Origin of the sequence: Bordetella genomosp. 5 (assembly GCF_002261475.1) — a bacterium.
Lineage (GTDB): Bacteria > Pseudomonadota > Gammaproteobacteria > Burkholderiales > Burkholderiaceae_B > Bordetella.
Window position 1 is genome coordinate 100,337 of sequence record NZ_NEVN01000010.1, and the last position, 25,823, is coordinate 126,159.

General features: G+C 67.9%; 21 protein-coding genes. 15 read left to right on the top strand and 6 right to left on the bottom strand.

Going from position 1 to position 25,823, the window contains the following annotated elements; all coding sequences use genetic code 11:
- Positions 1-28: 28 nt before the first annotated feature.
- The 4 genes from CEK29_RS19045 (at position 29) to CEK29_RS19060 (ending at position 7,030) form a co-directional block, all read left to right on the top strand.
- Entirely contained in the window at positions 29-1,426 is a 1,398-nt protein-coding gene (locus CEK29_RS19045; RefSeq protein ID WP_094859002.1) for a hypothetical protein, read from the top strand.
- Between the two features lie 61 nt (positions 1,427-1,487).
- Positions 1,488-5,252 carry a type VI secretion system membrane subunit TssM gene (tssM, locus tag CEK29_RS19050; RefSeq protein ID WP_249279109.1) on the top strand — a complete coding sequence of 1,255 codons (3,765 nt, stop codon included), beginning with the start codon at positions 1,488-1,490 and terminating at the stop codon, positions 5,250-5,252.
- Positions 5,249-6,232 carry a type VI secretion system-associated protein TagF gene (tagF, locus tag CEK29_RS19055; protein WP_094801447.1) on the top strand — a complete coding sequence of 328 codons (984 nt, stop codon included), beginning with the start codon at positions 5,249-5,251 and terminating at the stop codon, positions 6,230-6,232. Before tssM ends, tagF begins: the two co-directional genes overlap by 4 nt.
- 3 nt (positions 6,233-6,235) lie before the next feature.
- The gene (locus CEK29_RS19060; RefSeq protein WP_094801445.1) at positions 6,236-7,030 is read left to right on the top strand and encodes an OmpA family protein; all 795 of its coding nucleotides are present in this window, start codon (positions 6,236-6,238) and stop codon (positions 7,028-7,030) included.
- A 33-nt stretch (positions 7,031-7,063) separates the two neighbouring features.
- Here CEK29_RS19060 and tssA read toward each other — a convergent pair whose 3' ends face one another.
- On the bottom strand, positions 7,064-8,197 hold the full coding sequence (gene tssA, locus CEK29_RS19065; protein ID WP_094801443.1) for a type VI secretion system protein TssA: 1,134 nt from the start codon (positions 8,195-8,197) through the stop codon (positions 7,064-7,066).
- Positions 8,198-8,356: 159 nt separating this feature from the next.
- Between tssA and CEK29_RS19070 the strand changes: the two genes are divergently transcribed.
- The 3 genes from CEK29_RS19070 to CEK29_RS19080 all read left to right on the top strand — a co-directional run bounded on the left by CEK29_RS19070 (position 8,357) and on the right by CEK29_RS19080 (position 9,546).
- Positions 8,357-8,611: a hypothetical protein gene (locus CEK29_RS19070; protein WP_094801441.1), complete on the top strand. Its 255-nt coding sequence runs from the start codon at positions 8,357-8,359 to the stop codon at positions 8,609-8,611.
- A 19-nt stretch (positions 8,612-8,630) separates the two neighbouring features.
- A complete protein-coding gene (locus CEK29_RS19075) occupies positions 8,631-8,903 on the top strand; it encodes a PAAR domain-containing protein (RefSeq protein WP_094801439.1) in 273 nt (90 codons plus the stop codon).
- Positions 8,904-9,123: 220 nt separating this feature from the next.
- Positions 9,124-9,546: a hypothetical protein gene (locus tag CEK29_RS19080; protein ID WP_094859003.1), complete on the top strand. Its 423-nt coding sequence runs from the start codon at positions 9,124-9,126 to the stop codon at positions 9,544-9,546.
- Positions 9,547-9,586: 40 nt separating this feature from the next.
- On the opposite strand, the gene CEK29_RS19085 is transcribed toward CEK29_RS19080, so the two are convergent.
- Positions 9,587-11,230 (bottom strand): 2-isopropylmalate synthase, encoded by a 1,644-nt coding sequence (locus CEK29_RS19085; RefSeq protein ID WP_094859004.1) that lies wholly within the window; start codon positions 11,228-11,230, stop codon positions 9,587-9,589.
- A 229-nt stretch (positions 11,231-11,459) separates the two neighbouring features.
- On the opposite strand from CEK29_RS19085, the gene CEK29_RS19090 reads away from it, so the two are divergent.
- A complete protein-coding gene (locus CEK29_RS19090) occupies positions 11,460-12,251 on the top strand; it encodes an AraC family transcriptional regulator (RefSeq protein ID WP_094801433.1) in 792 nt (263 codons plus the stop codon).
- 55 nt (positions 12,252-12,306) lie between these two features.
- On the top strand, positions 12,307-12,843 hold the full coding sequence (locus CEK29_RS19095; protein WP_094859005.1) for a YcxB family protein: 537 nt from the start codon (positions 12,307-12,309) through the stop codon (positions 12,841-12,843).
- Positions 12,844-12,912: 69 nt separating this feature from the next.
- On the opposite strand, the gene CEK29_RS19100 is transcribed toward CEK29_RS19095, so the two are convergent.
- Complete coding sequence (locus CEK29_RS19100; RefSeq protein ID WP_094859006.1) at positions 12,913-14,517, bottom strand: MFS transporter; 1,605 nt, start codon at positions 14,515-14,517, stop codon at positions 12,913-12,915.
- A 426-nt stretch (positions 14,518-14,943) separates the two neighbouring features.
- On the opposite strand from CEK29_RS19100, the gene CEK29_RS19105 reads away from it, so the two are divergent.
- Entirely contained in the window at positions 14,944-16,719 is a 1,776-nt protein-coding gene (locus tag CEK29_RS19105; RefSeq protein WP_141218360.1) for a hypothetical protein, read from the top strand.
- A 24-nt stretch (positions 16,720-16,743) separates the two neighbouring features.
- Here CEK29_RS19105 and CEK29_RS19110 read toward each other — a convergent pair whose 3' ends face one another.
- Positions 16,744-17,271, bottom strand: a complete 528-nt coding sequence (locus tag CEK29_RS19110; RefSeq protein WP_094801425.1) for an XRE family transcriptional regulator — start codon at positions 17,269-17,271, stop codon at positions 16,744-16,746.
- Between the two features lie 92 nt (positions 17,272-17,363).
- Between CEK29_RS19110 and CEK29_RS19115 the strand changes: the two genes are divergently transcribed.
- The 5 genes from CEK29_RS19115 (at position 17,364) to prpF (ending at position 23,973) form a co-directional block, all read left to right on the top strand.
- Positions 17,364-18,347, top strand: coding sequence for a Bug family tripartite tricarboxylate transporter substrate binding protein (locus CEK29_RS19115; RefSeq protein WP_094801423.1), 984 nt, complete (start codon positions 17,364-17,366; stop codon positions 18,345-18,347).
- Between the two features lie 12 nt (positions 18,348-18,359).
- Positions 18,360-19,010: a glutathione S-transferase family protein gene (locus CEK29_RS19120; RefSeq protein ID WP_094859008.1), complete on the top strand. Its 651-nt coding sequence runs from the start codon at positions 18,360-18,362 to the stop codon at positions 19,008-19,010.
- Positions 19,011-19,019: 9 nt separating this feature from the next.
- Complete coding sequence (locus tag CEK29_RS19125) at positions 19,020-19,826, top strand: aldolase (protein ID WP_094801419.1); 807 nt, start codon at positions 19,020-19,022, stop codon at positions 19,824-19,826.
- 303 nt (positions 19,827-20,129) lie between these two features.
- Positions 20,130-22,724 carry a Fe/S-dependent 2-methylisocitrate dehydratase AcnD gene (acnD, locus tag CEK29_RS19130; protein ID WP_094859009.1) on the top strand — a complete coding sequence of 865 codons (2,595 nt, stop codon included), beginning with the start codon at positions 20,130-20,132 and terminating at the stop codon, positions 22,722-22,724.
- A 52-nt stretch (positions 22,725-22,776) separates the two neighbouring features.
- Positions 22,777-23,973: a 2-methylaconitate cis-trans isomerase PrpF gene (gene prpF / locus CEK29_RS19135; protein WP_094859010.1), complete on the top strand. Its 1,197-nt coding sequence runs from the start codon at positions 22,777-22,779 to the stop codon at positions 23,971-23,973.
- Here the strand turns inward: prpF and CEK29_RS19140 are convergent.
- Together CEK29_RS19140 and CEK29_RS19145 are read right to left on the bottom strand one after the other, a co-directional pair.
- On the bottom strand, positions 23,970-24,602 hold the full coding sequence (locus CEK29_RS19140; protein WP_094859011.1) for an FMN-binding negative transcriptional regulator: 633 nt from the start codon (positions 24,600-24,602) through the stop codon (positions 23,970-23,972). The two genes, prpF and CEK29_RS19140, sit on opposite strands and share 4 nt — an antisense overlap.
- 152 nt (positions 24,603-24,754) lie before the next feature.
- Entirely contained in the window at positions 24,755-25,717 is a 963-nt protein-coding gene (locus CEK29_RS19145; protein WP_141217938.1) for a hypothetical protein, read from the bottom strand.
- Positions 25,718-25,823 lie beyond the last annotated feature (106 nt).

The window sequence follows — 25,823 nt, forward strand, 5'->3', positions numbered from 1 at the left end:
ATACGAACAAGATGACACCTCGAGACCCATGGCGCGATTTCTGAAGAAAGGACTGCTCGTTCTGGCCGTGTTCGGCATCGTGTGGCTCGCCATCATCATCTGGTGGCAGGAGTCGCGCACGCTGCCGACCGGCGTGGACATCGCGCTGTACCTCTTCGCCCTGCCCCTCGCGCTGTTGGGCACGCTCTGGCTGGGCACGAAGCTCGTGCGCGCGGCGCGTGCGCCCAAGCCCGAAGCCGAGCCCGGCGATACGGCGCCGGCCGAGGCCGTGGCAGCGCCCCAGGGCCCCGCCCGTCTCGACATCGTGGCCGTGGCGGCCCAGGCCTGGGCCGGCAGCGACAGCGCCTCGTTGCTGGCCGCGGCCATCGAGCAGAAACGGCCCGAGCTGGACCCCGGCCTGAAATCCGGCAGCGGCTACCCCGTGTTCGCGGCCCGCGCGCCGCACCTCGACGATGACGAGCTCGGCGCCATCGCGCGTGAACGCGGTCTGGACGAAAGCGTGCGCGCGCCGGGCCTCTTGCGCGCACTGCGGCTGCTGGTGGACACCGCGCGTCCGCTCGTCGGCGAGGCGCATCGTCACGTCACCGCGCTCGACATCCCGGCGCGCGATGCCGACTGGCCCACTCTGGCCCTCATGCTGCTGCTGCCCGACGATTGGAGCGAGGCCGCGCGCGAACACGCGCGCGGCGAAATTCTCGGCGCTGCCGGCGTGTGGCCCGACGAGCGGGTGAGCGTGACCGTGCACCCCGTGCATGATGCGACGGCCGCCGACAGCCTGTTGCGCGAGATCGCGGCCCTGCGTGCGCCCACGGCCCCTCGGCCGGGCGCGGATCAGCCGGGCGCCAACGCGGTGTGGCGCATCGTGCTCGCGGCCGACGGCTACGTCGACGCTACACGCGTGGCGCAATGGGACGCAGAGTCCCGATTGCTCACGCCCACCAATCCGCAAGGCCGCGTGCCGGGCGAAGCCGCGGCGGGCCTGCTGATCGGACCCGACTCCGCGCAGGCGCAGGTGCGCGTCGCGTTCTCTCCGTTCGTGCGCCGCGCCAAGCCCGCCGATGCCCGCGGCGCGTTGGCCGAGCCCGCGCTGGCCGACAGCATCGCGACCCTGCTCGAGGCCGAGACGCTCGAGACCACCGCCGTCGGTGGCATCCTCAGCGACGCCGACCATCGCGGCAGCCGCCCGCTCGAGCCCGTGGACCTCGCGGCACGGATGTTTCCGCACCTCGATCCCGCCACCGACTGTACGGCGCTCGGCGTGGCCTGTGGCCACACCGGTGCGGCCAGCACCTTATTGACGCTCGCCCTGGCCAGCGAAGCATGCGTGCAGTTCGCGCATCCGATCCTGGCCTTGTCACTGCAAGACCCCGCATTGCGCTGCGCGGCGCTGGTCACTCAGCCAGCCGCCGCCAGCGTCACCGCCTGAACCACAATAACAGCGACACACCATGCGTAGCCCTTCCGGTTTCCTCTCCAGCCTGTCCAGCATGCTCAGCGACCTCCGTCACTGGGGATCGCGAATCCTGGCCAATCCGCGCACCTTCATGGTGATCGGCCTGATCGCGCTCATCGTGTTCCTGTTCCTCTTCGCGGACACGCTGCAGATCGCCTTCGTCTGGGCTGGCCTGCTGCTGGGTGTGCTGCTGTTTCTGTGGCTGTGCGTCTACCTCTGGCGCCGCCGGCGCACGCGTCGCGCCAACCAGAAGCTGGGCGACATGCTCGAGCAGCAGGTGCAGACCGGCGCGGCCGCGAGCGCCTCGGCGCATCGCACCGAGGTCGAGGCACTGCGTACCCGCCTGACGCAGGCCGTACGCACGATCAAGACATCCAAGATCGGTCAGATGTCGGGCAACGAGGCGCTCTACGAGCTGCCCTGGTACATCGTCATCGGCAACCCCGCCGCCGGCAAGAGCAGCGCGGTCATCAACTCGGGGCTGCAGTTTCCGTTCGCCGACAAGAACGGCGCGGCGGTGCGCGGCGTGGGCGGCACGCGCAACTGCGACTGGTTCTTCACGACCGAGGGCATTCTGCTGGACACCGCGGGCCGCTATTCGGTGCACGAGGAAGACCGCAACGAATGGATGGGCTTTCTCGACCTGCTGAAGCGCCATCGGCCCAAGGCGCCGATCAACGGCATCATCGTGGCAGCCAGCATCAGCGAGCTCACCGATTCGGGCCCCGAGTTCGCCATCAATCTCGCCAAGAATCTGCGCCAGCGCGTGCAGGAGCTCACCGACCGCCTCGAAGTGTTCGCGCCGGTGTACGTGATTTTCACCAAGGCCGACCTCATCGCCGGCTTCGCGGAATTCTTCGCCGACTCCGATGCGCACGAGCGCAACCGGGTGTGGGGCGCGTCCCTGCCCTACGGCGTCGAAGAAGGCCGCGATGTGCTGTCGTTGTTCGACGAGCGCTTCGACGAGCTCTATGAAGGCCTGAAGGAGATGGGCACCGCGCAGATCTCGCTGCGCCGCCAGGGGCCCCTGCCTCCGGGGCTGCTCACCTTCCCGCTGGAGTTCGCCGCGATCAAGCCCGCGCTGCGCACCTTCCTGTCGACGCTGTTCGAGACCAATCCGTTCCAGTACAAGCCGGTCTTCCGGGGCTTTTACTTCACCAGCGCGCTGCAGGAAGGCGCGTCGCGCAGCGCCTCGACCGAGAAGCTGGCCGAGCGTTTCAGCCTCAAGCCGGCCTCGCGCGAAACGGCGCGCAATGTGGCCTCGCACAACGGCTTCTTCCTGCGCGACCTGTTCTCGAACGTGATCTTCGCCGACAAGAAGCTCGTGCGGCAGCACGCCAGCCCGGCGAAGATCCGCATGCGCTACGCCACCTTCTTCGGCCTCGTGCTGGCGCTGGGCTTGCTGCTGGGCGGCTGGAGCTGGTCGTATCTGGGCAACCGCCAGCTCGCCAACAACGTGCAGGCCGACCTCGACAAGGTCGTGCGGCTGCAAAGCGAGCGCACCGATCTGCAGAGCCGCCTCGAGGCGATGGAGATCCTGCAGGACCGCATCGAACAGCTCGACCGCTACTCGTCGAGCCGGCCGCTGTCGCTGGGCATGGGCCTGTATCAGGGCGATGTGCTCAAACAGCGCCTGCTGGCCGAGTATTACAACGGCCTGAGCCAGTTCATGCTGACGCCCGTCAAGGCCAGCCTGGAAGACTATCTCGGCAAGGTCGACGTGAGCGCGTCCGGCGCGACCGGCACGGCGGCCCCCGCCGCCCCCACGCCGCCCTCCCGCGCGCAAGGCGACATGCTGTTCCAGGATGCCTCGCCCACCAGCGTGGACGATGCCTACAACGCGCTCAAGACCTATCTGATGATGGCGAACCGTCAGCACGTGGAGCCCACGCACCTGTCGGATCAGATCACGCGCTTCTGGCGCGGCTGGCTCGAGACCAACCGCGGCGCCATGCCGCGCGACCAGCTGATCCGCAGCGCCGAGCGCCTGATCTCTTTCTATGTTGCGCGCTCGGCCGATGCCGACTGGCCGGAGATCGAGACCAATCTCGCGACCGTGGAACGCACGCGCGGCAGCCTGCGTGCCGTGATGCAGGGCATGCCGGCGCGCGAGCGCGCCTACGCCACGCTCAAGGCGCGCGCCGCCACGCGCTACCCGGCCATGACCGTCGCCCGCATCGTAGGCGAGAACGACGCCGCCGTGGTGGCGGGCAGCTACGCCGTGCCCGGCACCTTCACGCGCGAGGCCTGGGAGCAGTACATCGAGCCCGCCATCGGCGAGGCCGCGCGCCGCGAAGTCCAGACCACCGACTGGGTGCTGGGCGTGAACGTGCGCGACGACCTCACGCTGGAAGGCAGCCCCGAGCAGATCCAGAAGAGCCTCGCCACGATGTACAAAACGGAGTACGCCGAAGAGTGGCAGAAGCTGCTGCGCGGCGTCACGATCAAGCCGTTCAACAACTTCGATCAGGCGGTGCAGGGCATGAACCGCCTGGGCGATCCGCAGAACTCGCCGCTCGCCAAGCTCATCAACACCACCTACGAGCAGACGTCCTGGGATAACCCGTCGCTGATCAACACCGGCATCTCGCAGGCGCAGACGGGCGTGGTGGCCTGGTTCAAGCGCAACATCCTGCGCCAGGAACCGCCCAAACCCACCGAAGCCGCGGCAGGCGCGAGCCAGGTGCCGATGGGCCCGGTCGGCCGCGAGTTCTCCGACGTGGCGCGCCTGGTCGTCACGCGCGAAAACCAATCGCTGCTGGGCAACTACATGAACGCGCTGTCGAAGATCCGCACGCGCTTCAATCAGATCAACAACCAGGGCGACCCCGGCCCCGGCGCGCTGGCGCTGATGCGTCAGACACTCGAAGGCAAGGAGTCGGAGCTCGCCGACGCACTGAAACTGGTCGACGAACAGATGCTGGCCGGTCTCACGCCGGCGCAACGCGAGACGCTGCGGCCGCTGCTGATCCGGCCGCTCATCCAGGCCTACGCCGTCACCATGCAGCCGGCCCAGCTCGAGCTCAACAAAGTTTGGAACGCCCAGGTCTACCAGCCCTTCAGCCAGACCCTGGCCGACAAGTATCCGTTCTCCACGCGAGCCGGCGTCGAGGCCAGCGGCGAGGAGATCGGCCAGGTCTTCGGTCCGCAGGGCAGCATTGCGCGCTACGTGAATGAGACCCTCGGACCGCTCACCGTGCGCCGGGGCGACATCCTCACCGCACGCACGTGGGGCGACATGGGCATCGATCTGCAGCCCTCGTTCACCGCCAACTTCGCACAGTGGGTGGCACCGCTCTCCGGTGGCGCCTCGGGCGCGGGCGGCGCGGCCCAGCCGCAGACGCTGTTCCAGATCCAGCCGCGTCCCGCGGGTGGGGTCACGGAATACACGATCGAGATCGATGGCCAGCAGCTGCGCTACCGCAACACGCCGGCGCAGTGGGTCAACTTCGTCTGGCCCAATGCGCAAGGCGCCCCTGGCGCGCGCATCACCGCCACCACCTTCGATGGCACCGTGGTCGAGATCGTCAACGAACCGGGCCGCTTCGGCCTGGAGCGCCTGATCTCCGGCGCACAGCGCAAGCCCGCGCCGGACGGCAGCTTCGAGATGAGCTGGACCAAGTCCAACGTCACCGTGCCCGTGAAGCTGCGGATCATCAGCAACGCCCAGGCCGCGGCCGCGGGCGGCGCCGAGCCCGGCAGCCAGGGCCTGCGCAATCTGCGCCTGCCGACTTCGGTCGTGGGCGCCTCCCCCAACCCACCCGCCGTCGCCTCGACGTCCGCTGGAGCGGCGCAATGAGCACCTTGCAGTCACCCATGTTCCGTACGGCTTACTTCGGCAAGATCCCGTCGCGTGGCGACTTCGTGAAGAACACCTCGCATCCGCAGCTCATGAGCACGCTGGATGACTGGGTGGCCAACACCATGGAAGCGTTGGCGCAGGATCCACACTGGAAAGCGCTTTACGACGAGGCCCAGCCCATCCAGTTCGCGATCCTGGGATCGCGTGGCAAGCTCGGCATCGCCGGGCACCTGCAACCGAGCCGGGATCTGTCGGGGCGGCGCTTCCCGTTCATCAGCGCCACCTCGATCGAAGTCGCGCGGCCGCTCGAATTCATCGCGCGCAGCCCGCTCGCCTTCAGCCGCATGTGGAACCGCATGGGCACGGCCGCGAGCCAGCTCATGCAGGACGGCGATCAGGCCGCCGCGCTGCAGGCGCTCAACGATCTGGGCGGCGAGATCCGCACGGCCGCCGACGATGGTTTCGACGCCTTCATCGACCTGCAGACGCTCGAGCGTGTCGAGGCCATGCTGCGCGGCAATCAGCACGCCGCCAACATGCACGACATCGTGCTGGCGCTCGGCATCCTGCTCGAACCCGTGATGTCCAGCGGCTCGTCGCAGCTCGACACCGGCCTCGCCCTGCCCCTGCCGGACGACCCGCTCTATATCAATCTGGTGGCGAGCTACTGGATGGCGCTGATCGCGCCGTTCCTCGCACGCGCCGACTTCGAGATCGCGCTCTTCATCGGCCGCATCGCCGGCACGCATCGGCTCGTCGTGGGCTTTCGCGGCGCATCGCCGCAGAGCCTCGCAAGCCTGCTTTCCACGCCGCAGACCCTGGCCCAGCACTACATCGTGCTCGAGGAAGCGCCGTGGGTGCGCGAGCACGTGCGCGCCAGCTACGGGCTGGCCAAGCTGTCGAGCTATCTGGATCAACCGCGGCTGTCCCTGCGCCAGGCGCAGGACACCTTCCGCGAAGTCTTCATCGGAGCCTGAAGCATGCGTATCCGACTCCTCGCCCTGGCAGCGGCCTTCTGCTGCTCGGCCTACGCGCAAGATGGCGCGACCGTGGTGCCCGCCAACGTGATTCCGCAGCCGGGCCAGGTCGTGGCCAGCGGTGCCGTGCCCGACGAGGCCACCAAGGCCGACGTGCTGGCGCGCCTGCAGAAGATCTATGGCGTGGGCAACGTCATCGACCGCATCGACGTAGGCGGCGTGGTCGCCCCCGCCAACTGGTCGGAGCACGTGGGCAAGCTGCTCGATACGCCGCTCAAGCAGATCAACCGGGGCCAACTCGAGATCGACGGCACCCAGATCCGCTTGCGCGGCGAGGTCGACAACGAGGCCTCGCGCCAGCAGATCGCCAGCACCTTCGCCACCTCGCTCAACCCGACCTACAAGATCATCAACGGCCTGCGTGTCTCGGCCGACAAGAACGAACAGGGCGTACTCGACAACCTGCTCAGCAATCGGGTGGTGGAGTTCGAGACGGGCAGCACGCGGCTGACCACGCGCGGCCGCGAGTTGCTGGATGAAGTGGCCGACGTGGTGCCCAAGCTGCGCGCCGACAAGATCCAGATCATCGGTCACACCGATAGCTCCGGCAGCCGCACCACCAATCTGGTGCTCAGCCAGGCGCGCGCCGATGCGGTGCGCGATTACCTGGTCGACAAGGGATTGCCCGCCTCGCGCTTCGAGGCCATGGGCGCGGGGCCCGACCAGCCGGTCGCGACCAACGGCACGGCCGAGGGCCGCGCCAAGAATCGTCGGATCGAGTTCCGCGCCGCGCGCTGAAGCACGACGCGACGCAGGCCGGCGGCCAACGGATCAACCGTTGTCGCCGGCCTTTTTGATGCCCAGCAGTTCTTCGAGGCCGGCCATGGTCTCGTCGTTCTTGACCACCGTGCGCAGCCACAGATGCAGCGACATCTCGCCCCAGCTCGCGGCCTTGTCGGCCAGATAGGCGACCGGGCTGTGCGGCTCGGTGCGGCGGAAGAAGTCGGCCACCTCGCGCAACTGCGCAAGGGCCTGGTCACGCGTCTGGATCGGGCCGCGCAGCGTGTGCGTCACGGCGCCAGCCGGCGCACCCTGGGGCATGGGATCGATGTCGGCAGCGGGCAAGGTGGGCTCCATGCGGACAGGTTGAGCGGAGGACGCGGACGACACCGGCGGCAGGCTGGTCGCGGCCAGATCCGCGCGCACCAGCAGGCCGGCATCGCGAGCGAAGCGATGCACCAGTTCGGTCACGTTCTTGAGCGCCTCGCGGACGCGGGAAAACGCCGGGCTTTCGCTGCCCAGCCGGGCGTCCAGGGTCTGCTCCAGGCGCGCGAGCGCCTGCACGCAGCCTTCGATCTGGACTTCGAGCTCGGAATAGAACGCGGGCGGCGTGTCGCGGCGCGCCGCGTCGAAACGGTCGAGCGTGAGCTTGCCGCGGGTGATCTCGTTGGCGTTGTCGGGCGAACGCTTCACCGCGTTGGCCAGCTGCGTGGCGGCCTCCCAGAGCACGGCGCCGTAGCGCGCGCCATCGGCCTGGGTCAGCGGAATCTCGCCCACGAGCTGTTGCGAGCGCGACAGCAGCCATGCCAGATTGCCCACGCGCTGCTGCACATCGCCATCTTCGGGCACCGGATGCAGGCCCTCCCAGAAGTCGCGGCAGAGACCGTCGATCAGCAGATAACCATCGCGCAGCCCGGCGAAACCGCGGGTTTTGGCCCAGGCTTCGGCCAGCCACGACGCCACGCGGATGTCTTTGCTGCGCTCGCGCAGCACGGTGGTGCAGATCTTGATGACTTCGGGCCAATCGGCCTCTTTGAGGTCGATGACCCAATCGCCCTGATCCAGCTGCGGATCATCGTGGCGGCGCGCTTCGCGGATGGCGTCGAATTCGGCCGAGAAAACCAGGTCGATCCCGCAGGGATCGTCACCGGGCACGGGCTGCAACAGGGCGTCGATATCGGTCATGAGGATGCGTAGAAAGCGGCGTCCCGCCCCCATGGCGGCGCACGAATCGCTGGGATGATCTCATACCCGCTTTCAAGGTACGTTCAAATATGACACCTCCTATTACAAAGCGCATCACGCGTGGCCGCTATCATGTCGCCACCTGAACAGGACTCGCTCATGACGACGAAAACGATCCGCATGTTGCCCAATGGTCATTTCATGGTGGGCGCCGCGCGCCGTGCGCCCGATGGCACCTACGTTAGCGGCACGGGCCCCATCACGCGCGCCCCCGACGGCACCTACGTGGCCGGCACGCCGCAACGCGCGCCCGATGGCTCGTACAAGGGCTCGGGCGGCCCGATCCGCATGGCGCCGGACGGCACGTTCGTGGTGGGCGAGCCCGCCATGGCGCCCGACGGCACCTACCTGTAATACCCCCAACGCCCACGCCATGAGCCAACGCGCCGTCATCCGCAAAGGCGATCGCACGTCGCACGGCGGCGTGGTCGTCACGGGCGACGAAACCGTGATCATCTTCGGCCAGCCCATGGCCCGGGTCGGTGATCGCGTCACCTGCCCGCAGTGCGGTGGCACCCACACCATCGTCGAGGGCCTGCCCGGCGTGAGCTCCGATCGCGAGGCCGCGCTCGAGGGCATGCGCACCTCTTGCGGGGCCACCCTCATCGCGAGTCAGGCCTTCTACAAGCTCGGCCTGGGCGAATAGACCCGGCGCGCGCGGCAGTCCGCTGCGCGCGTACACCGTGCATTGCAATCCGCAGGCCGGCGCATCGATCCGTGCGCTGCGCTTACCCGCGGCCCTTGCATTCCCGCAACCCCCCTCACACATTCGGACGAGACCTCGGCTCAGGCGACCATTGCCGAGGCTGCGGCGGCCATATCGACACTACACTGAGCGCCCATTTGAGAATGCAACGGAGGCGATCATGCAACTGGACGCGGCCCTGCACGACATCGTCGAAGCCTACTGCGTGCAAGGCGACGAACACTTCGAGCGCGAAGAATACGAACCCGCGCTCGAAGCCTATGAAACCGCCTGGGATCTTCTGCCCGAGCCCAAAGTCCGCTGGGACATCGCCACCTGGATCATGGTCGCGATCGGCGACACCTGCCACATGCTGGACGACTTCGAAGGCAGTGCGCAGGCCTATCGCGATGCGCAGTCGTGCCCCGGCGGCAAGGACAACCCGCTACTGCATCTGCGGCTGGGTCAGGTGGCCTACGACCAGGAGGCGTTCGACGTCGCCGGCGATGAGCTGTTGCTCGCCTATCGCGGCGCCGGCGAGAAAGTCTTCAAAGACGAAGATCCGATCTATCTCGAGTTCCTGAAACGCATGCGCGGCATCTGACGACGCCGCCGCACGACGCGCCGGGCCGCGCGGCCCGGCATCAGGTCAGCACGCGATTGTGCGCGCAGAGCAGCGCCAGGATCTCGGCCGTGGCCAGGTCCTCGTGCATGCCCACCCCGAACACGGGCCCCGAGCGTCCCGGCAGCGCCGCCTCGACCACGGCACGCGGCCGAGCCTGATCCCCCTGCCCCAGGCTGTGCTGCACGTAGTCCACCCGCATGCCCAGCGCGTCGGCGGCCGCGGCCAGCGGACCGCTGCCTCGCCCGCTACGCTCGCCGATCACGCCGGCATCCGACAGGCGCCAACGGATGCGCTGACCGCCCGGCACATCGTAGAGCTCATGCGAAAGATGGCGCAGACGGCCGGCCAGCAGCGGCGCCTCGTAGGTCTGCTGGAACAGCCGCCACACCTCGTCGGCATCGAGGTCGGCCTCGCTCGCGCTGCCCAGCCGCTGCACGACCGCGCCGAACTCGATGCGCATGCGGCGCGGCATGGCGATGCCGTGGTCACGCTCCAGCACATGGGCGATGCCGCCCTTGCCCGACGCGGCATTGACCCGGGCCATGCCGCCATACGACCTGCCCACATCGCGCGGATCGATCGCCAGGTACGGCACGCGCCAGGGCCCCTCGGGGTCCTGCGCGGCCAGGCCTTTGGCGATGGCCTCCTGATGCGTGCCCGAGAACGCCGTGAACACCAGATCGCCCGCATAAGGATGACGTGCCGGCACGCGCAGGCCGGTGTTCTCCTCGGCCACCCGCGCCACGGCATTGAGATCCGAGAAATCGAGGCCCGGCCAGATCCCCTGCGTGTAGAGGTTGAGCGCCAGCGTGACGAGGTCGAGATTGCCGCTGCGCTCGCCATTGCCGAACAGGCAGCCTTCGACACGCTGAGCGCCCGCCAGCAGGGCCTGCTCCGCGCAGGCCACGGCGGTGCCACGGTCGTTGTGCGGATGGACCGACAACACCAGATCGGCGCGCCGCGGCAGGTGGCGATGCATCCACTCCACCTGATCGGCGAAGACGTTCGGCATGGCGACTTCGACCGTGGCGGGCAGATTGACGATCATCGGCCGCCCCGGGCCCGCGTCCCACGCCTCGATGGCCGCCGCGCACACGGCCAGCGACACCTCGAGCTCGGCCTGGCAGAAGGTCTCGGGCGAATACTGCAAAGTCCATTCCGTGTCGGGCTGGGCGTCCGTGAGCTCGCGCAGGAGCTCCACCCCCTCCCGCACCGCGGTCACGATCTGTTCCACGCTCTGCTCCAGCACCAGCTCGCGCCAGGCGGGTGCCACCGGATTGAACAGATGCACGATGACGCGGCGCGCTCCCCGGGCCGACGCCACGGTCTGCCGGATCGCGGCCGGTTGCAGCGGTGTCAGCAAGGCCGGCGTCACGCCGCGCGGAATGAGATCGCGATCGATCAGATGACGCACCAGCTCATGATCCGTCTGCGAGACGGCCGGCGTGCCCAGCTCGATCTCGCGAAAGCCGATACGCACCAACTCGCGGAACAGGCGCAGCTTGCGCGGGCGGTCCATCGGTTCGAAGAGCGCCTGATTGCCATCGCTCAGGTCGGCGGACAGCCAGCACGGTGCATCGGAGAGGGTCTGGGAAGGCCATTGCCTGTCGCTCAGCGCGACGGGAGCGAGGGGACGATACTTGGTGTGAGGCTGGACGACCATCGGAGCGCGGGTGAATCACCGGCACCGGCGGCTGGCAACGGACGTAGCGTTGGCGGGCCGGTGTCGGCAGGCGGGCATGGCCGCTTGTGACGCCGCGGACGGGCCGAAGCGAGAAAGCGACGCAGGCACGCATATGACAAGGGTATGGCGTGTTATGAAGCGATCTTATGAAGCCGGCGCGCCGCCGTTTCTATAGAATGGGTCGACTTTTGTAGAGAAAGAGACAATCGTGCACGGCCAGGACGCCAAGCCCTACGACACCGCGACATCGATCCTGACCGGTGCGGCGGCCAATTTCACCGAAGGGCACGAGACGCCGTTCCACTGCCATGCCCGCTGCCAGCTTCTCTATGCCGTCGAGGGTCTCATGCGCGTGGACACGCCGGGAGGCCGCTGGCTCGTGCCGCCGGCGCGCGCGGTATGGATATCGCCGTGGGTCGAGCACCGCATGAGCGTGCGCGGCCCCGCGCGCATCCGCAGTCTCTTCGTCGACAGCCAGCGCGTGCTGGGGCTCCCCGCGACCGACGGCATGATTCCGGTGTCGCCGCTGCTGCGCGCGGTGATCGACGAACTCGCGTCGCTCGGCCTGCAGGCCATCGAGACGCGCCGCGGCCGCCTGATGGCGCATCTGCTGCGCGAGGAGCTCAGTGCCCCCATGGATCCGGCGTTCCATCTTCCGTGGCCGACCGACAAGCGCATCCGTCAGGTCTGCGAGGCGCTCTCGGTCGAGGGCGAGCGCCGCGACTGGGACGCCGCGCATTGGGCCGACGCCCTTGCCATGAGCGTCAAGACCTTCCAGCGGCACTTCCAGAAACAGACGAGCACGAGCTTCGGCCAGTGGCGGCTGCGCGCGCGATTGCTGTCGTCGCTGCAGGGGCTGATGGCCGGCGACAGCATTCTGCAGGTGGCGCTGGCGTGCGGCTACGCGAGCCAGAGCGCGTTCACGCTGGCCTTTCGGCGTCATTTCGGCATGGCGCCCAGCGCCTTCCAGGCGCAGAGCCACGCCGGCGTCCAGGCTTGAGCGCGGGCGCCTGCGCGGTGACAATGGCCGCTGTCCTTTTCCGAAAGCGAGCCCCATGACACCGCAGGCCACCTACACCCTGACGCCGGGCGACTACGCCGCCATGACCGTCGCGCTCACGCGCCGCTCCTGGACGCGGCGTATCCTGACGCTGGCGGTCTGGGTCGTCATCTTCTGGTTCGCACTCGCCTGCCTGACCTCGCTGTGGAATCCCGCCCTGCTGGCCCGGGTCCTGGTGGCCAGCGGCGGCGCGACCTGGGTCGGTGGCGCGCTGCTGTTCGCCTCGCTGCTCATGCTGTTCGGCCACTGGCTCTCGTGGGGCATCTCGTTTCTCTATTACCGCCAGCTCGCCTCGGCGGGCGCCACGATCACCATCGTGCTCACCGACGACGGCGTCGATCCCACCTCCAACGTCGCCGACACCCGCCTGCCCTGGGCCAGCGTGAAGCGCGTCATCGGCAATGCCCGCCACACGTTTCTCGCCATCTCGAAGCGCGAGGCCCTGATCCTGCCGCGCCGCGCCTTCGCGTCCGACGCCGACTTCGATGCCGCGCGCCGGTATGCCGAGGCGCGTCGGAAAGCGGCCGCCTAACACGCTCAAACGACAACGGGGAGGAGGCCTCGGCCCCTCCCCGTCGTCGTTGCACCCGATGCCCGGCGCTTACTGCTGGGGTGCGATGAAGTGCGACACCCGCGGCGGCTCGTCGCCGATGTGGAACGCGCGCACCTCTTCCTGCTGGTCCTGGTCGGCATGCGTGACGCGCTCATGCTGGCGCAGGTGTTCGAGCCACGAGCTCACCAGGAAGTACTCGAGATAGCGGCCAGGCTGGGCCGTGTCTTCGAAAATGCCCCAGGCGTAGGCACCATCGCGGTGGCGTTCGGCGCGCACATGATGCATGGCACGGACAAACTCGGAACCACGGGCGGGGTCGATCAGGTATTCCACGGTGATCATGACCGGACCACGATCATGCGTGACTTCCTTCTCGATCAGCGGCTCGGGCCAGTGCATGGACGGTGCCAGATCCAGGTCGGCGCCCATCTGCAGCTTGGCCTTGCGGGTCAGCAGCATGGCGATCACGGCACCCGCGGCGGCGGCCAGCAGCGCGGCGGGCACGCCCAGTTGCACGGCGGCCTGCCCCCAGATCATGCTGCCCGCGGTCATCGAACCGAAGAACACCGTCACGAAGATCGACAGGCCGCGAGCACGAACCCAGTCGGGCAAAGCCACTTGCGCGGAGACGTTGAGCGAGGTCAGCACCATGATCCACGACGCACCGGCCAGGAAGCTGAACACACCGGCGACGACGGGATGAGGCACCACCGCGAAGACCACCAGCGTGAGCACCGTGCCCAGCGTGCCGGCCATGACGCTGCGATCGGGACCGAGCTTCTTGCGCAGCGGCGGCAGCACCATCGCACCGATCACGGCGCCCGCGCCGACGCAGCCCAGGATGATGCCGTAGAGCATCGCGCCGCCTTGCAGCACCTGACGCACGATCACCGGCAGCAGCGCCCAATAGGCACTGGCGAACAGAAAGAACGCAACGGCACGCAGCAGGGTGGCCTTGAGCGGCGCGCTGTGCAGGGCGAACCGCACACCGGCACGCATGGCGGAGAACAGCTGCTCACGCGGCAGACGCTTGTCGGCGGCAACCGGCGGCTTCCACCAGAAGAGCGCGGCAACCACGACGATGAAGCTCAGCGCGTTGACGAAGAACGGAATCGCCACGCCCAGGCTCGTGATGATGATGCCGGCCAGGGCCGGGCCGATGGCGCGGCTCACGTTGATGCCCACACTGTTGGTGGCGATCGCCTGCTGCAGCGAAGCGCGCGGCACGAGGCTCGGCACGATCGCCTGCCAGGCCGGCGCCGACAGCGCCGTGCCCACCCCCATCAGCAGCGTGAAACCCAGCAGCACCCACGGCGTCGTCAGCCCTGCCCACACGATCAGGCCGAGTGCGAGCGCCACGATGCCCATCGCGATCTGCACGATCAGCAGCAGGCGGCGCCGATCCATCGTATCGGCCAGGGCCCCCGCCAGCAGCGACAGCAGAAACACCGGCAACGCGCCGGCCGTCTGCACCAGCGCCACGAAGAACGGCGACGGCGACAGCGAGGTCATCAGCCAGCCGGCGCCCACGTCGTGCATCCACGTGCCGATATTGGACAGCACGGTGGCGATCCAGATGACGGTGAACGCGGAGTAAGCGAAGGGCGAGGAAGGCGGCGGTTCGGCGGCGAGGCGGTGGGCGGCGGCGTTCATGGGAGGCTCCAGATCAGGGATGGCAGGGGTAGGGCGTGCAGCAGTGAGCTGCCATGACCGGAACTATATTCCTGCGAACAATCCGGCGATAGACTGCGCTTTTCGCCCTCATCGTTCTTTTTATAGGACTATGAAGGCGCATCAGGACGGTTAGCGGGCGCCTGCACGCCGTCGCGCTTGCGACTGCGCGCCGCGGTCCCTGCAAGATCGGATTGGTTGCGCTCACAACCAGGCGCCGCAGGAACAACGCCTATTACACGCAATTTCGCGCGCCCCCATGTCGATCCCCGCCGGTTTGCAACGGCTGGTTTCGACCGGGCGCGGGCCCGATGGCTGCGTAGTACATTCGGGGACACTTCGCAGGCCGGGGCGCGAGATGCGCCCCGGCGCCGCCACGGACGCTCACCGCTTGGAACGATGTACTCGATGAGACAGAAGGCACTCCCCCGCTCGCTCGCTCCCCTGTTGCTCGGCCTCGTGCTGGTCACCGGCCCCGTTCTCGCGCAGCCGCAGGCGCGGGATCCCGCGGTGGCGAACATCGATCCGCTGGCGCCGGTGATGACCGAAGCGCGCGAACAGGCGATCGCGGCGGTCAAGGACGAGGCAACGCGCAACGCGCTGGCCGACATGCTCGGCATCCTGCGCCACATGCAGCGCGTCGAGCTGCCGTACCGGCAGGCGCCGGGCCAGACGGTCTATGCGCCGTCGCGCCTCGCCGTGCTGTCCGACTACCCCGACGCACAGACGATGATCGATGTGTACGCCGCCGGTATCGTGGGCGGTGTCGAGCCCGACGGCAGCATCAGCGTCATTCCGCCCTTCACGCTGCCCTATCTGCACACCTTCGACTGGCGCACGATCTCGTACTCGGGCGGCCCCGACATTCCTGCCGAAAGCGAGGAAGGACCGGCCGTCACCCTGCAACGCAAGAACCCGAAGGCGCGCGGTGTGGTCGTGCCCGCCACCGATCCGGAGGGCGCCGTCCCCACCGTCATGACGGGCCGGCTGAATGTCGAGATTCCCAAGAGCGTGGCGGAAATCGCGTTCTCGCGCAACGAGATCGGCGAGGTCAAGGCGGCGGGCGATTATCTTTTCAAGTTGACGGCCATCGAGGGGCATCGCGTCGAGCTCGAGACCTGGCATCGCGATGGCGGCGTTCCGGGTTTCGCCAGCGACGGCGTGATCGTCGAGGCGCGCGATACCAGCGGCAAGTTTCTCGGTCTGCACGCGCGGCTGTGGGAAGTGCCCGATCAATTCCAGCGCGGCCTGATCAAGCTCGACGAACTCACGGCCCAGGCGCGCGCCGGCAAGTTCCGCGCCAAAGACACGACCGATCTGCTGCAGAAGGCCGGCTGGCGCGACGCGCCCGCCACCATGCGCGGCCGCCTGGGTTTCAAGGGCACGGTCGATTCCGTGCGCGTGACGATGATGGTGCGCGAAGGCGAGCACTTCACGCCCGTGACGCGCGACCTCGCCACGCCGGTGCTGCCCATCAACCGCGGCGTGAATGCCGAAGGCATGACACCGCTCAAGCTGGCCGGCGCGGCCTACGATCACGAGCTCGCCACCGAACTGCGCGATGGTCCGCTCGAGATCGAGCGCAAGGAGATGGCCAAGCGGATCAAGGTCGACGTCGTGCAGCTCGACGGCTATCCCGTCGTGCGCTTCTCTTACCCCGATGTCCTGAGCAACCGCTTCTTCCAGACGCCGGTGCGTTTCGGTCTCGAAGACGCCGAGTCCGTGTCGGTGACCTTCTACGATGCCGCGGGCAAGCCGCTGGCGGGCGAGGAAGGCCGCGCGTGGGGCCGGGTGGACGAAGGCATCGGCTACGATCCCGGCGGATTCAGCGGCGTGCCGGTACGCGCCGCCGGACAGATTGCACCGCGCCGCGTCGCCGATCTGCCGCGTCGCACCCTGACCCCGGGCAAGTTGCCCGATGGCATCGAGATCGACCGCAACATGGTCACGGTCGACACCTCACGTCATCCGTACGACACCGCGGGCATGCTGTGGCTGGCCAAGGACGCCACCGGCCGCTATCTGGTCCTGACCGGCCGCATGGCGCTGAACGATCCCGAATCGGGCAACACCTCGATCGTGCATTACTTCCAGGGCGACGTCGCAACGCTGGAAACCATCGAGCGCGGCAAGGTCGAGCGCGTTCCGTTCAAGTTCGACGTCAGGCTTCCGACCCCGGGCTGACAGACGGGCGCGCGGCCCGCCGCCCTACTCCTCGCTTGCGATCACGAGCAGCACCTCGGCCGGTTGCGCACCGACCGAGGTGATCTTGTGCGGAATGCTCGAATTGAAATGCGCGCTGTCGCCCGCGCCGAGCTGCTCCGTGCGCCGCGCCAATTGCAGCGTGACCTTGCCCTTGAGCACGTACAGGATCTCTTCCCCCTTGTGATGACTCATGGGGTGATTGCGCACCGGCTCGTCCGTGGGCGACAAAACGAAGGCCACCAGCTTGTGTCCGCGCTGCGTGCCCGACACCAGCCGCGGCCCGGGCTCGGCGCGCTTGCGCCCCGTGGGTGCGCGATAGATCGCCACCGGGTCGTCCTCGCCCGATTCTGAAAACAGCTCCTCCACCGTGACGCCCAGCGCCTTCGCGATCTTCAGCGCCGCGCCGATCGACGGCGTGGACACGCCGCGCTCCAGCTTGGAGAGGTAGCTGCGCGTCAGCTCCGCCGCCTGCGCGAGCTCCTCCAGGGTCTTGCCGGCCTGCACCCGCAGCAATTTCAGCTTGACGGACATTTCTTTCCTTTAGGACACTTGTGTCCTAGAATATGTATTGTGTCATTCAAACAACAAAGTTCCTATTCGACACAATCCCTGGAGACAATGTCATGGCGTTCGGAAACCGTTGCACACCCCTCATTTTCGCAGCCCTGTTTAGCACCACCGCGCTCGTCCCGCAAATCGCCGCGGCCGACACCTATCCGGCCCAGCCGGTGCGCCTGATCATTCCGTTCGGCGCGGGCGGCATCACCGATGTGGCAGGACGGCTCGTGGGCCAGTATTTGAGCGAGGAGCTCAAGCAGCAGGTCGTGGTGGAAAACCGCCCCGGCGCGGGTGGCGCGATCGCCGCCCAGACGCTCGTGAGCGCCAAGCCCGACGGCTACACGATCCTGCTGGGCACGGTCGGCACGCAGGTGGTCAACAAGATGCTGTACTCCAAGCTCAATTACGATCCCGCCGCCATGACACCTGTGTCGTTGGTGAGCAATTCGCCTTACGTGCTGGCGGTGAGCGAAGGCGTGACCGCCAAGGACCTGCCGGGCCTGGTCACGCAGGCCAAGGCCAATCCGGGCAAGCTCAACTTCGGCTCCGCCGGTAATGGCAGCTCGCCGCACCTGGGTATCGAGCTGTTCAAGCTCGCTACCGGCACCGACATCATGCACGTGCCGTTCAAGAGCGGCGCCGAGGCCGTCAATGCCGCCATCGGCAAGCAGGTCGACATCGTGATCGACGCCATTCCCGTGATCCAGCCGCAGGCCAAAGCCGGACGCCTGACCGTGCTCGGCATTGCCGCCGACAAGCGCAACGCCGCCGAACCGGAGGTGCGCACGAGTGTCGAGCAGGGGATTCCGGCATTCCAGATCGGCTCGTGGAATGCGCTGCTGGCGCCGGGCGGCACTCCCGCCGACCGCGTCGAGATTCTGAACCAGGCCCTGACGCGCGTGCTGCAGCGCCCCGAAGTCGTGTCCCGGCTGGCCGGCATGGGCATCGAGCCGATGGCCACCGGTCCGGCGGCGTATCGCGAACACGTGGCGCGCGAAACCGAAAAATGGTCCAAGGTGATCGCGGCCGCGGGCACCCGCCTCGACTGAACGGAGACGACGATGATTCTTTACGACACCCTGCGATCCGGCAATGCCTGGAAGGCCCGTCTGATGGCCGCCTTCGCGGGCATCCCGCTCGAGCGCCGCACCCTGTCGATCGACCGCGGTGACCTGGCCCGGCCGGCGTTCCTGGACGTGGCGCCCCTTGCGCATGTTCCGGTGCTGCAGTTGCCCGACGGCTCGCACTTGCCGGAATCGCAGGGCATTCTGTTTTACCTGGCCCAGGGCACGCCCTGGTGGCCGGCCACCCCGCTGGAGCAGGCGCGCGTGCTCAGCTGGATGGGCTTCGAGCAGGACCGCCACATGAAGCCCCTGGCGCAATTGCGGCTGCACCTCGCCCTGCACCAGGATGCCGACCCGCAGAGCGCGTTGTTCCGCGGCTATGCCGACGCCGCGCGCGCCGCACTGGCCGCACTTGACGCGCAGCTCGCGCGTCAGGGCGAACAGGCATGGGTGGCCACCGCGGCGCATCCTTCCATCGCGGACGTGGCACTCTATCCGTATACGCGCATGGCGCCCATGGGCGGCATCGCGCTCGAGCCCTACCCGGCCATCGGCCGCTGGCTCCGCCGTCTCGAGGCCCTGCCCGGCTATCAGCCGCTGTTTCCGGGGCAGCCCGACCGCAATCTATCCACCGCAGAACACGCCTGAGATCCCATCATGAACGCATCCGATACCTTCAATCTGGACAAAGCCACGCTGGTGTCCCAATCCACCAGCAAGATGGACGCGCACTTCGATGACAGCGCCTATACCCTGCGCCAGAAGCTGGCGCTCACCTGCCGCATTCTGTTCGACAACGGGCACGACTCGGGGCTGGCCGGCCAGATCACGAGCCGCACCGGCGTCGACGGGCAGTTCCTGACGCAACGGCTGGGCCTGGGCTTCGACGAAATCTCCGAAGCGAACCTGCTCGTGGTCGACGAACACCTCAACGTGCTCGAGGGCGACGGCATGCCGAACCCGGCCAACCGCTTCCATTCGTGGGTGTACCGGGCGCGGCCCGATGTCAATTGCATCATCCACACGCATGCGGTCCACACCGCGGCGCTGGGCATGCTCGAAACCCCGCTGATCGTCTCGCACATGGACAACTGCGTGCTGTACGACGACGTGGCGTTCGTGGGCCACTGGCCCGGCGTGCCCGTGGGCAACGAAGAAGGCGAACTGATCGCCGGCGCACTGGGCCAGAAGCGCGCGCTGATGCTGTCGCATCACGGCCTGCTCATTGCCGGCAGCTCGGTCGAAGAGGCCTGCGTGCTGGCCATCGCCTTCGAGCGCGCGGCCCGCATGCAGCTGCTCGCGATGGCCGCGGGCGAGGTCAAGCCGATCGACCCGGTACTCGGCAAGGAAGCCCATGACTGGATCCTGCGCCCCAAGCGCAACGCCATCGCCTTCGACTACTACGCGCGCCGCACGCTCAAGAATCCGCACCACGCCGATTGCCTGGGCGCAACGGGCGGCTAGTCGTGGACGGCTGGTCGCGGACGGCCAGTCGCGGGCGGCCCGTCGCGGATGGCCAGTCGCAGGCGGCGAGCTGCGGACGGCTCGTTGCACGGGAGGGGCGGCCCGGCCGGCTCCACCCCGGCGCCGTCCGGTCCTGCTGCGGTGCAAGCTGCTTTCCGGCGCCGGGCCTACTACACTGGTCGATTGCGTCTGGACGATACCCGTCCGGATAAGCGACACTGATCATGTTCGCCGACGGCCTCCCCCGCCTATCCCGCGCGGGAGGTCTTCTTGCGCTCCGTCGCCAAGGATAGGAAGCCCGCCATGAACACGCATTACCGCAAACGCCTGCCCGGCACCTCGCTCGACTACTTCGATGCCCGCCAGGCCGTCGAAGACATCCAGGCCGGCGCCTGGGCCACGCTGCCCTACACCTCGCGCGTCCTCGCCGAAAACCTGGTGCGCCGCTGCGATCCGGCCACGCTCACCGATTCGCTCAAGCAGCTGATCGAGCGCCGCCGCGACATGGACTTCCCGTGGTTTCCGGCGCGCGTGGTGTGCCACGACATCCTCGGCCAGACGGCGCTGGTGGATCTGGCGGGTCTGCGCGACGCCATCGCGGATGCCGGCGGCGACCCCGCCAAGATCAATCCGGTCGTGCCCACTCAGCTGATCGTCGACCACTCGCTGGCGGTCGAATACCCGGGCTTCGACAAAGACGCCTTCGAGAAGAACCGCGCCGTCGAAGACCGCCGCAACGAAGACCGCTTCCATTTCATCAACTGGACCAAGCAGGCCTTCCGCAACGTCGACGTGATTCCGCCCGGCAACGGCATCATGCATCAGATCAATCTCGAGAAGATGTCGCCGGTGGTGCAGGTGCGCGACGGCGTGGCCTTCCCCGACACCTGCGTGGGCACCGACAGCCACACGCCGCACGTCGACGCGCTGGGCGTGATCGCCATCGGCGTGGGTGGCCTCGAAGCCGAAAACGTCATGCTGGGCCGCGCCTCCTGGATGCGCCTGCCCGACATCGTCGGCGTCGAGCTCACGGGCCGCCCCCAGCCCGGCATCACCTGTACCGACATCGTGCTCGCGCTCACCGAGTTCCTGCGCCGCGAAAAGGTCGTGGGCGCCTACATCGAGTTCCTCGGCGAAGGCGCGAGCGCGCTCACCATCGGCGACCGCGCCACGATCTCCAACATGACGCCGGAGTTCGGCGCCACCGCCGCGATGTTCTACATCGACGGCCAGACCATCGATTACCTCACCCTCACCGGCCGCGACGACGATCAGGTCAAGCTGGTCGAAACCTACGCCAGGCAGGCCGGCCTCTGGGCCGACGACCTCAAGCACGCCGAATACGAGCGCATGCTGGGCTTCGACCTGTCCAGCGTCGTGCGTAACATGGCCGGCCCGTCCAACCCGCACAAGCGCCTGCCCACCTCCGATCTCGCCGCGCGCGGCATCGCCGGGGCCTGGGAAGAAAAGCCGGGCGAGATGCCCGACGGCGCGGTCATCATCGCCGCCATCACCAGCTGCACCAACACCAGCAACCCGCGCAACGTGATCGCGGCCGCCCTGCTCGCGCGCAACGCCAATCGTGCCGGCCTCACCCGCAAACCCTGGGTCAAGAGCTCGCTGGCGCCTGGTTCCAAGGCCGTCCAGCTTTACCTCGAAGAATCCGGCCTGCTGCCCGAGCTCGAGCAGCTCGGCTTCGGCATCGTGGCCTTCGCCTGCACCACCTGCAACGGCATGAGCGGCGCGCTCGACCCCGTGATCCAGCAGGAGATCATCGACCGCGACCTGTACGCCACCGCCGTGCTGTCGGGCAATCGCAACTTCGACGGCCGCATCCATCCCTATGCCAAGCAGGCCTTCCTGGCCTCGCCGCCTCTGGTGATCGCCTATGCCATCGCCGGCACGGTGCGCTTCGACATCGAGCGCGACGTGCTGGGCACCGACGCCAGCGGCAAGCCCGTCACGCTCAAGGACATCTGGCCCAGCGACGCCGAGATCGACGCCGTGGTCGCGGCCAGCGTCAAGCCGGAGCAGTTCCGCAAGGTGTACGAGCCGATGTTCACGTTCACCAAAGAAGACACGGGCAAGACCGATCCGCTGTACGACTGGCGGCCGCAAAGCACCTACATCCGTCGCCCGCCCTACTGGGAAGGCGCGCTGGCCGGCGAGCGCACGCTGCGCGGCATGCGGCCGCTCGCCGTGCTCGGCGACAACATCACGACCGACCATCTCTCGCCGTCCAACGCCATCATGGCCGACAGCGCCGCGGGCGAATACCTGGCGAAGATGGGTCTGCCCGAAGAAGACTTCAACTCCTACGCCACGCACCGCGGCGACCACCTCACCGCACAGCGCGCCACCTTCGCCAATCCCAAGCTCATCAACGAGATGGCGGTGGTCGGCGGCCAGGTCAAGCAGGGATCGCTCGCGCGCATCGAGCCCGAGGGCAAGGTGGTGCGCATGTGGGAAGCCATCGAAACCTACATGGATCGCAGCCAGCCGCTCATCATCGTGGCAGGCGCCGATTACGGCCAGGGCTCGTCGCGCGACTGGGCCGCCAAGGGCGTGCGTCTGGCCGGCGTCGAGGCCATCGTGGCCGAGGGCTTCGAGCGCATCCACCGCACCAACCTGATCGGGATGGGCGTGCTGCCGCTGGAGTTTCTGGCAGGCACCGACCGCAAGACCCTCGCGATCGATGGCACCGAGACGTTCGACGTCGTCGGCGAGCGCGTGCCGCGCGCCACGCTCACGCTGGTGATCCATCGCCGCAACGGTGAGCGCATCGATGTGCCGGTCACCTGTCGCCTCGACACCGCCGAAGAAGTCTCGATCTACGAAGCGGGCGGCGTGTTGCAGCGCTTCGCACAAGACTTCCTCGAATCCACCCAAGCAGCCTGAACCTCACCGGAGGCGGCCCGAGCGGCCGCCTCCGTCCGCTAGGACTCCCGACATGGCCTTTCTACCCCAGCTTCGTATTCCCGCCACCTACATGCGCGGTGGCACCAGCAAGGGCGTGTTCTTCCGTCTGCAAGACCTCCCGGAAGCCGCCCGCAAGCCCGGCCCCGCGCGCGATGCGCTGCTGTTGCGCGTGATCGGCAGCCCCGATCCCTACGCCAAGCAGATCGACGGCATGGGCGGCGCCACTTCCAGCACCAGCAAGACCGTCATCCTCGATCGCAGCACGCGGCCCGATCACGATGTCGACTATCTCTTCGGCCAGGTGTCGATCGATAGCGCCTTCGTCGACTGGAGCGGCAACTGCGGCAACCTCAGCGCCGCCGTGGGCGCGTTCGCGATCTCGGCCGGCCTGGTCGACCCTGCGCGCGTGCCGCGCGACGGCACGGCCGTGATCCGGATCTGGCAGGCCAACATCGGCAAGACCATCCTGGGCCACATCCCCATGGCCGACGGTCAGGTGGTCGAGAGCGGCGACTTCGAACTCGACGGCGTCACCTTCCCGGCCGCCGAAGTGCAGCTCGAGTTCCTCGATCCGGCCGACGAAGGCGAAGGCGACGCGGGCGGCGCGATGTTCCCCACGGGCAACGTCGTGGACACCTTCGAGGTGCCCGGCTTCGGCACGCTCGAGGCCACCTTCATCAATGCCGGCATCCCGACCATCTTCGTCAATGCCGAGGCCATCGGCTACACCGGCAGCGAGCTCCAGGACGCCATCAACGGCGACGCCCAGGCGCTCGCGCGCTTCGAGACGCTGCGGGCCCACGGCGCCGTGCGCATGGGCCTGATCCAGGACGTCGCCGAGGCCGCCAAGCGCCAGCACACGCCCAAGATCGCGTTCGTCGCGCCCCCCGCCGACTACGTCGCGTCCAGCGGCAAGGCGGTCAAGGCCGGCGACATCGATCTGCGGGTGCGGGCACTCTCCATGGGCAAGCTGCATCACGCCATGATGGGCACCGCCGCGGTCGCCATCGGCACCGCCGCCGCCATTCCGGGCACGCTGGTCAATCTGGCCGCCGGGGGCGGCCAACGCGAAGCCGTGCGCTTCGGCCATCCCTCGGGCACGCTGCGCGTGGGCGCCCAGGCGCAGCTCGACAACGGCCAATGGAAGGTCACCAAGGCCATCATGAGCCGTAGCGCGCGGGTGCTGATGGAAGGCACCGTGCGGGTGCCGGCCGAGACGCTGGGCTAGGGTTTCGCCTTCGCACACGCCAGCATGGCCGCGCCGATCTCGGCGCCGCCCTGCGCCTGCACCGCATGGCCCGCCGACTCGAGATCGCGGCGGTCCTTGTTCTGGCTGAGCTTGTCCTTGCCGACCAGGCGCGTCACATCGATCTGGATCCCCACGATCGCCTTGAGCAGCGCGTCGATGTACTCGGGCGCGCTGTCGGTCATTTTCCAGGGCTTGGGCTGCGTGGCCTCGTGCGTGCGCGTGAGGCGGGCCACCACCCCGCGCACATAGCGCTCGTCGTCACGCACCGTGATCGTGCCGTGCGCATGCACCACGCGGTAATTCCAGGTGGGCACCTGCCGGTGCGCTTCGTGCTTGCTGGGATACCAGTTCGGCGAAATATAGGCATCGCCGGCCCGAAACACCGTGAGCACCTCGTCGCCGTCGCGCACGTCCTGCCACACGCTGTTGTTGCGGGCCACGTGCGCATGCAGGATCGTCTTGCCGCCGGCCACCTCGAGCTCGAACGGCACGTGGTTGGCGTCCAGACCGGCGGCGCCGTGGGTGATCAGCGTGCCCATGGGATGGCTGCGAATCAGCTCGTGCAACGACGCCTCGTCGGCGACGGCGAAATGCTCGGGTACGTACATGAAAGACCTCTCGCTCGGAAGAACGTCATCATGCGCCCGCACTGGCCTGACGTTAAGTGCCAGGGTTGCACAAAATTCTCAGACCAGCCAGGCGGCGCGCCCGCCCGCCGCCGCCGCCGCCGCGGGCGGGCGTGGCCCGCGCGCGGCCTACCTCATTGGCTGCGTTCCTTGAGCACCTCGACCACATCCTGACGCCCGTAGGCCGCGGCAAAGGCGATGGTGCGCAGGCGCCGCACGACGTCGGGCGTGCCGGGCGCGTCGGACTTGTCGGCGCGCTTGACCGGATCCTCGCCCGACAGGTTGTACGAGGTGTGCCAGAAGATGCGCTCCGGATCCTCGCCCAGGAACGCCTCCACCTTGGCCAGGATCTCGGCCGGAATGTCGGCATCCTCGAGCATCACGGGGCTCATGTCATTGCCGCGTTCGATCAACGCGCGCTCGAAGAAGAGATCGAGATTGCCCTGAGCGAGCGCCGCTTCCTTGGTCAGCCCGGCCGCGATCATTGCCTGGCTGTCCGCTTCGCAACGCGCCAGCGTGCTGGCCACGAGCTCGGCAGGCGGCTTGCCGCCCGACCTGTCGCGGCTGGAGGCCAGCGGATTCATCGGGTACAGACGCCGCTCGATCGTCAACAGCGGATAGCGGCGCAGGCTGTAGCGCGGGCACAGGAGGGTCGAGGGCACCACGTCCACCGAGGCACTGTTCTGCCCCCACGCGAGTTCGTCCAGGCTATAGAACGGCTGCCGCACCGACTCCAGCAACGAACGCTTGGTCAGGAAAGTAGACACCGTCGGGTCGCCCCACGTATTGAGCCAATACACCTGGAAGCTCGGGCTCAGCGCGGTGCCCACCAACAGCAGCACGATGCTGGCAAGCCACTGCTTGACCAGGGCAGGCCGTGGCTGACCGCGTGCCACGCGCCCCGTCACGTAGTACCAGACGGGGAAGGTTGCGAAGGCGAGAATGCCGCCCAGGCAGGCCACCGACGTCAGGCCGTTGATCGCCCCTGCGATCAACGCCCCCACCCCCAAAATGGCCGGCCATTTCCAACCGGATTTGCGAGAGGCGGCGCGCCAGGCCAGGACGCCGGGTTCGGAAGACGGGGGAGTGGAAGACAACGATGGCTCCTGATATCAACGGGAATGCGCGCGCCGGATCGGGCTGCGCAGCCTGTGCACGGCCCGATCGCATGATCGCGTCAGAAATGGGAAGGGCGATGCAGCC

Bases quoted from the DNA above. Each gene is read 5' to 3' on its own strand.
- CEK29_RS19045 (WP_094859002.1), top strand. From the start codon at position 29: ATGGCGCGATTTCTGAAGAAAGGACTGCTCGTTCTGGCCGTGTTCGGC.
- tssM (WP_249279109.1), top strand. From the start codon at position 1,488: ATGCTCAGCGACCTCCGTCACTGGGGATCGCGAATCCTGGCCAATCCG.
- tagF (WP_094801447.1), top strand. From the start codon at position 5,249: ATGAGCACCTTGCAGTCACCCATGTTCCGTACGGCTTACTTCGGCAAG.
- CEK29_RS19060 (WP_094801445.1), top strand. From the start codon at position 6,236: ATGCGTATCCGACTCCTCGCCCTGGCAGCGGCCTTCTGCTGCTCGGCC.
- tssA (WP_094801443.1), bottom strand. From the start codon at position 8,197: ATGACCGATATCGACGCCCTGTTGCAGCCCGTGCCCGGTGACGATCCC.
- CEK29_RS19070 (WP_094801441.1), top strand. From the start codon at position 8,357: ATGACGACGAAAACGATCCGCATGTTGCCCAATGGTCATTTCATGGTG.
- CEK29_RS19075 (WP_094801439.1), top strand. From the start codon at position 8,631: ATGAGCCAACGCGCCGTCATCCGCAAAGGCGATCGCACGTCGCACGGC.
- CEK29_RS19080 (WP_094859003.1), top strand. From the start codon at position 9,124: ATGCAACTGGACGCGGCCCTGCACGACATCGTCGAAGCCTACTGCGTG.
- CEK29_RS19085 (WP_094859004.1), bottom strand. From the start codon at position 11,230: ATGGTCGTCCAGCCTCACACCAAGTATCGTCCCCTCGCTCCCGTCGCG.
- CEK29_RS19095 (WP_094859005.1), top strand. From the start codon at position 12,307: ATGACACCGCAGGCCACCTACACCCTGACGCCGGGCGACTACGCCGCC.
- CEK29_RS19100 (WP_094859006.1), bottom strand. From the start codon at position 14,517: ATGAACGCCGCCGCCCACCGCCTCGCCGCCGAACCGCCGCCTTCCTCG.
- CEK29_RS19105 (WP_141218360.1), top strand. From the start codon at position 14,944: ATGAGACAGAAGGCACTCCCCCGCTCGCTCGCTCCCCTGTTGCTCGGC.
- CEK29_RS19110 (WP_094801425.1), bottom strand. From the start codon at position 17,271: ATGTCCGTCAAGCTGAAATTGCTGCGGGTGCAGGCCGGCAAGACCCTG.
- CEK29_RS19115 (WP_094801423.1), top strand. From the start codon at position 17,364: ATGGCGTTCGGAAACCGTTGCACACCCCTCATTTTCGCAGCCCTGTTT.
- CEK29_RS19120 (WP_094859008.1), top strand. From the start codon at position 18,360: ATGATTCTTTACGACACCCTGCGATCCGGCAATGCCTGGAAGGCCCGT.
- CEK29_RS19125 (WP_094801419.1), top strand. From the start codon at position 19,020: ATGAACGCATCCGATACCTTCAATCTGGACAAAGCCACGCTGGTGTCC.
- acnD (WP_094859009.1), top strand. From the start codon at position 20,130: ATGAACACGCATTACCGCAAACGCCTGCCCGGCACCTCGCTCGACTAC.
- prpF (WP_094859010.1), top strand. From the start codon at position 22,777: ATGGCCTTTCTACCCCAGCTTCGTATTCCCGCCACCTACATGCGCGGT.
- CEK29_RS19140 (WP_094859011.1), bottom strand. From the start codon at position 24,602: ATGTACGTACCCGAGCATTTCGCCGTCGCCGACGAGGCGTCGTTGCAC.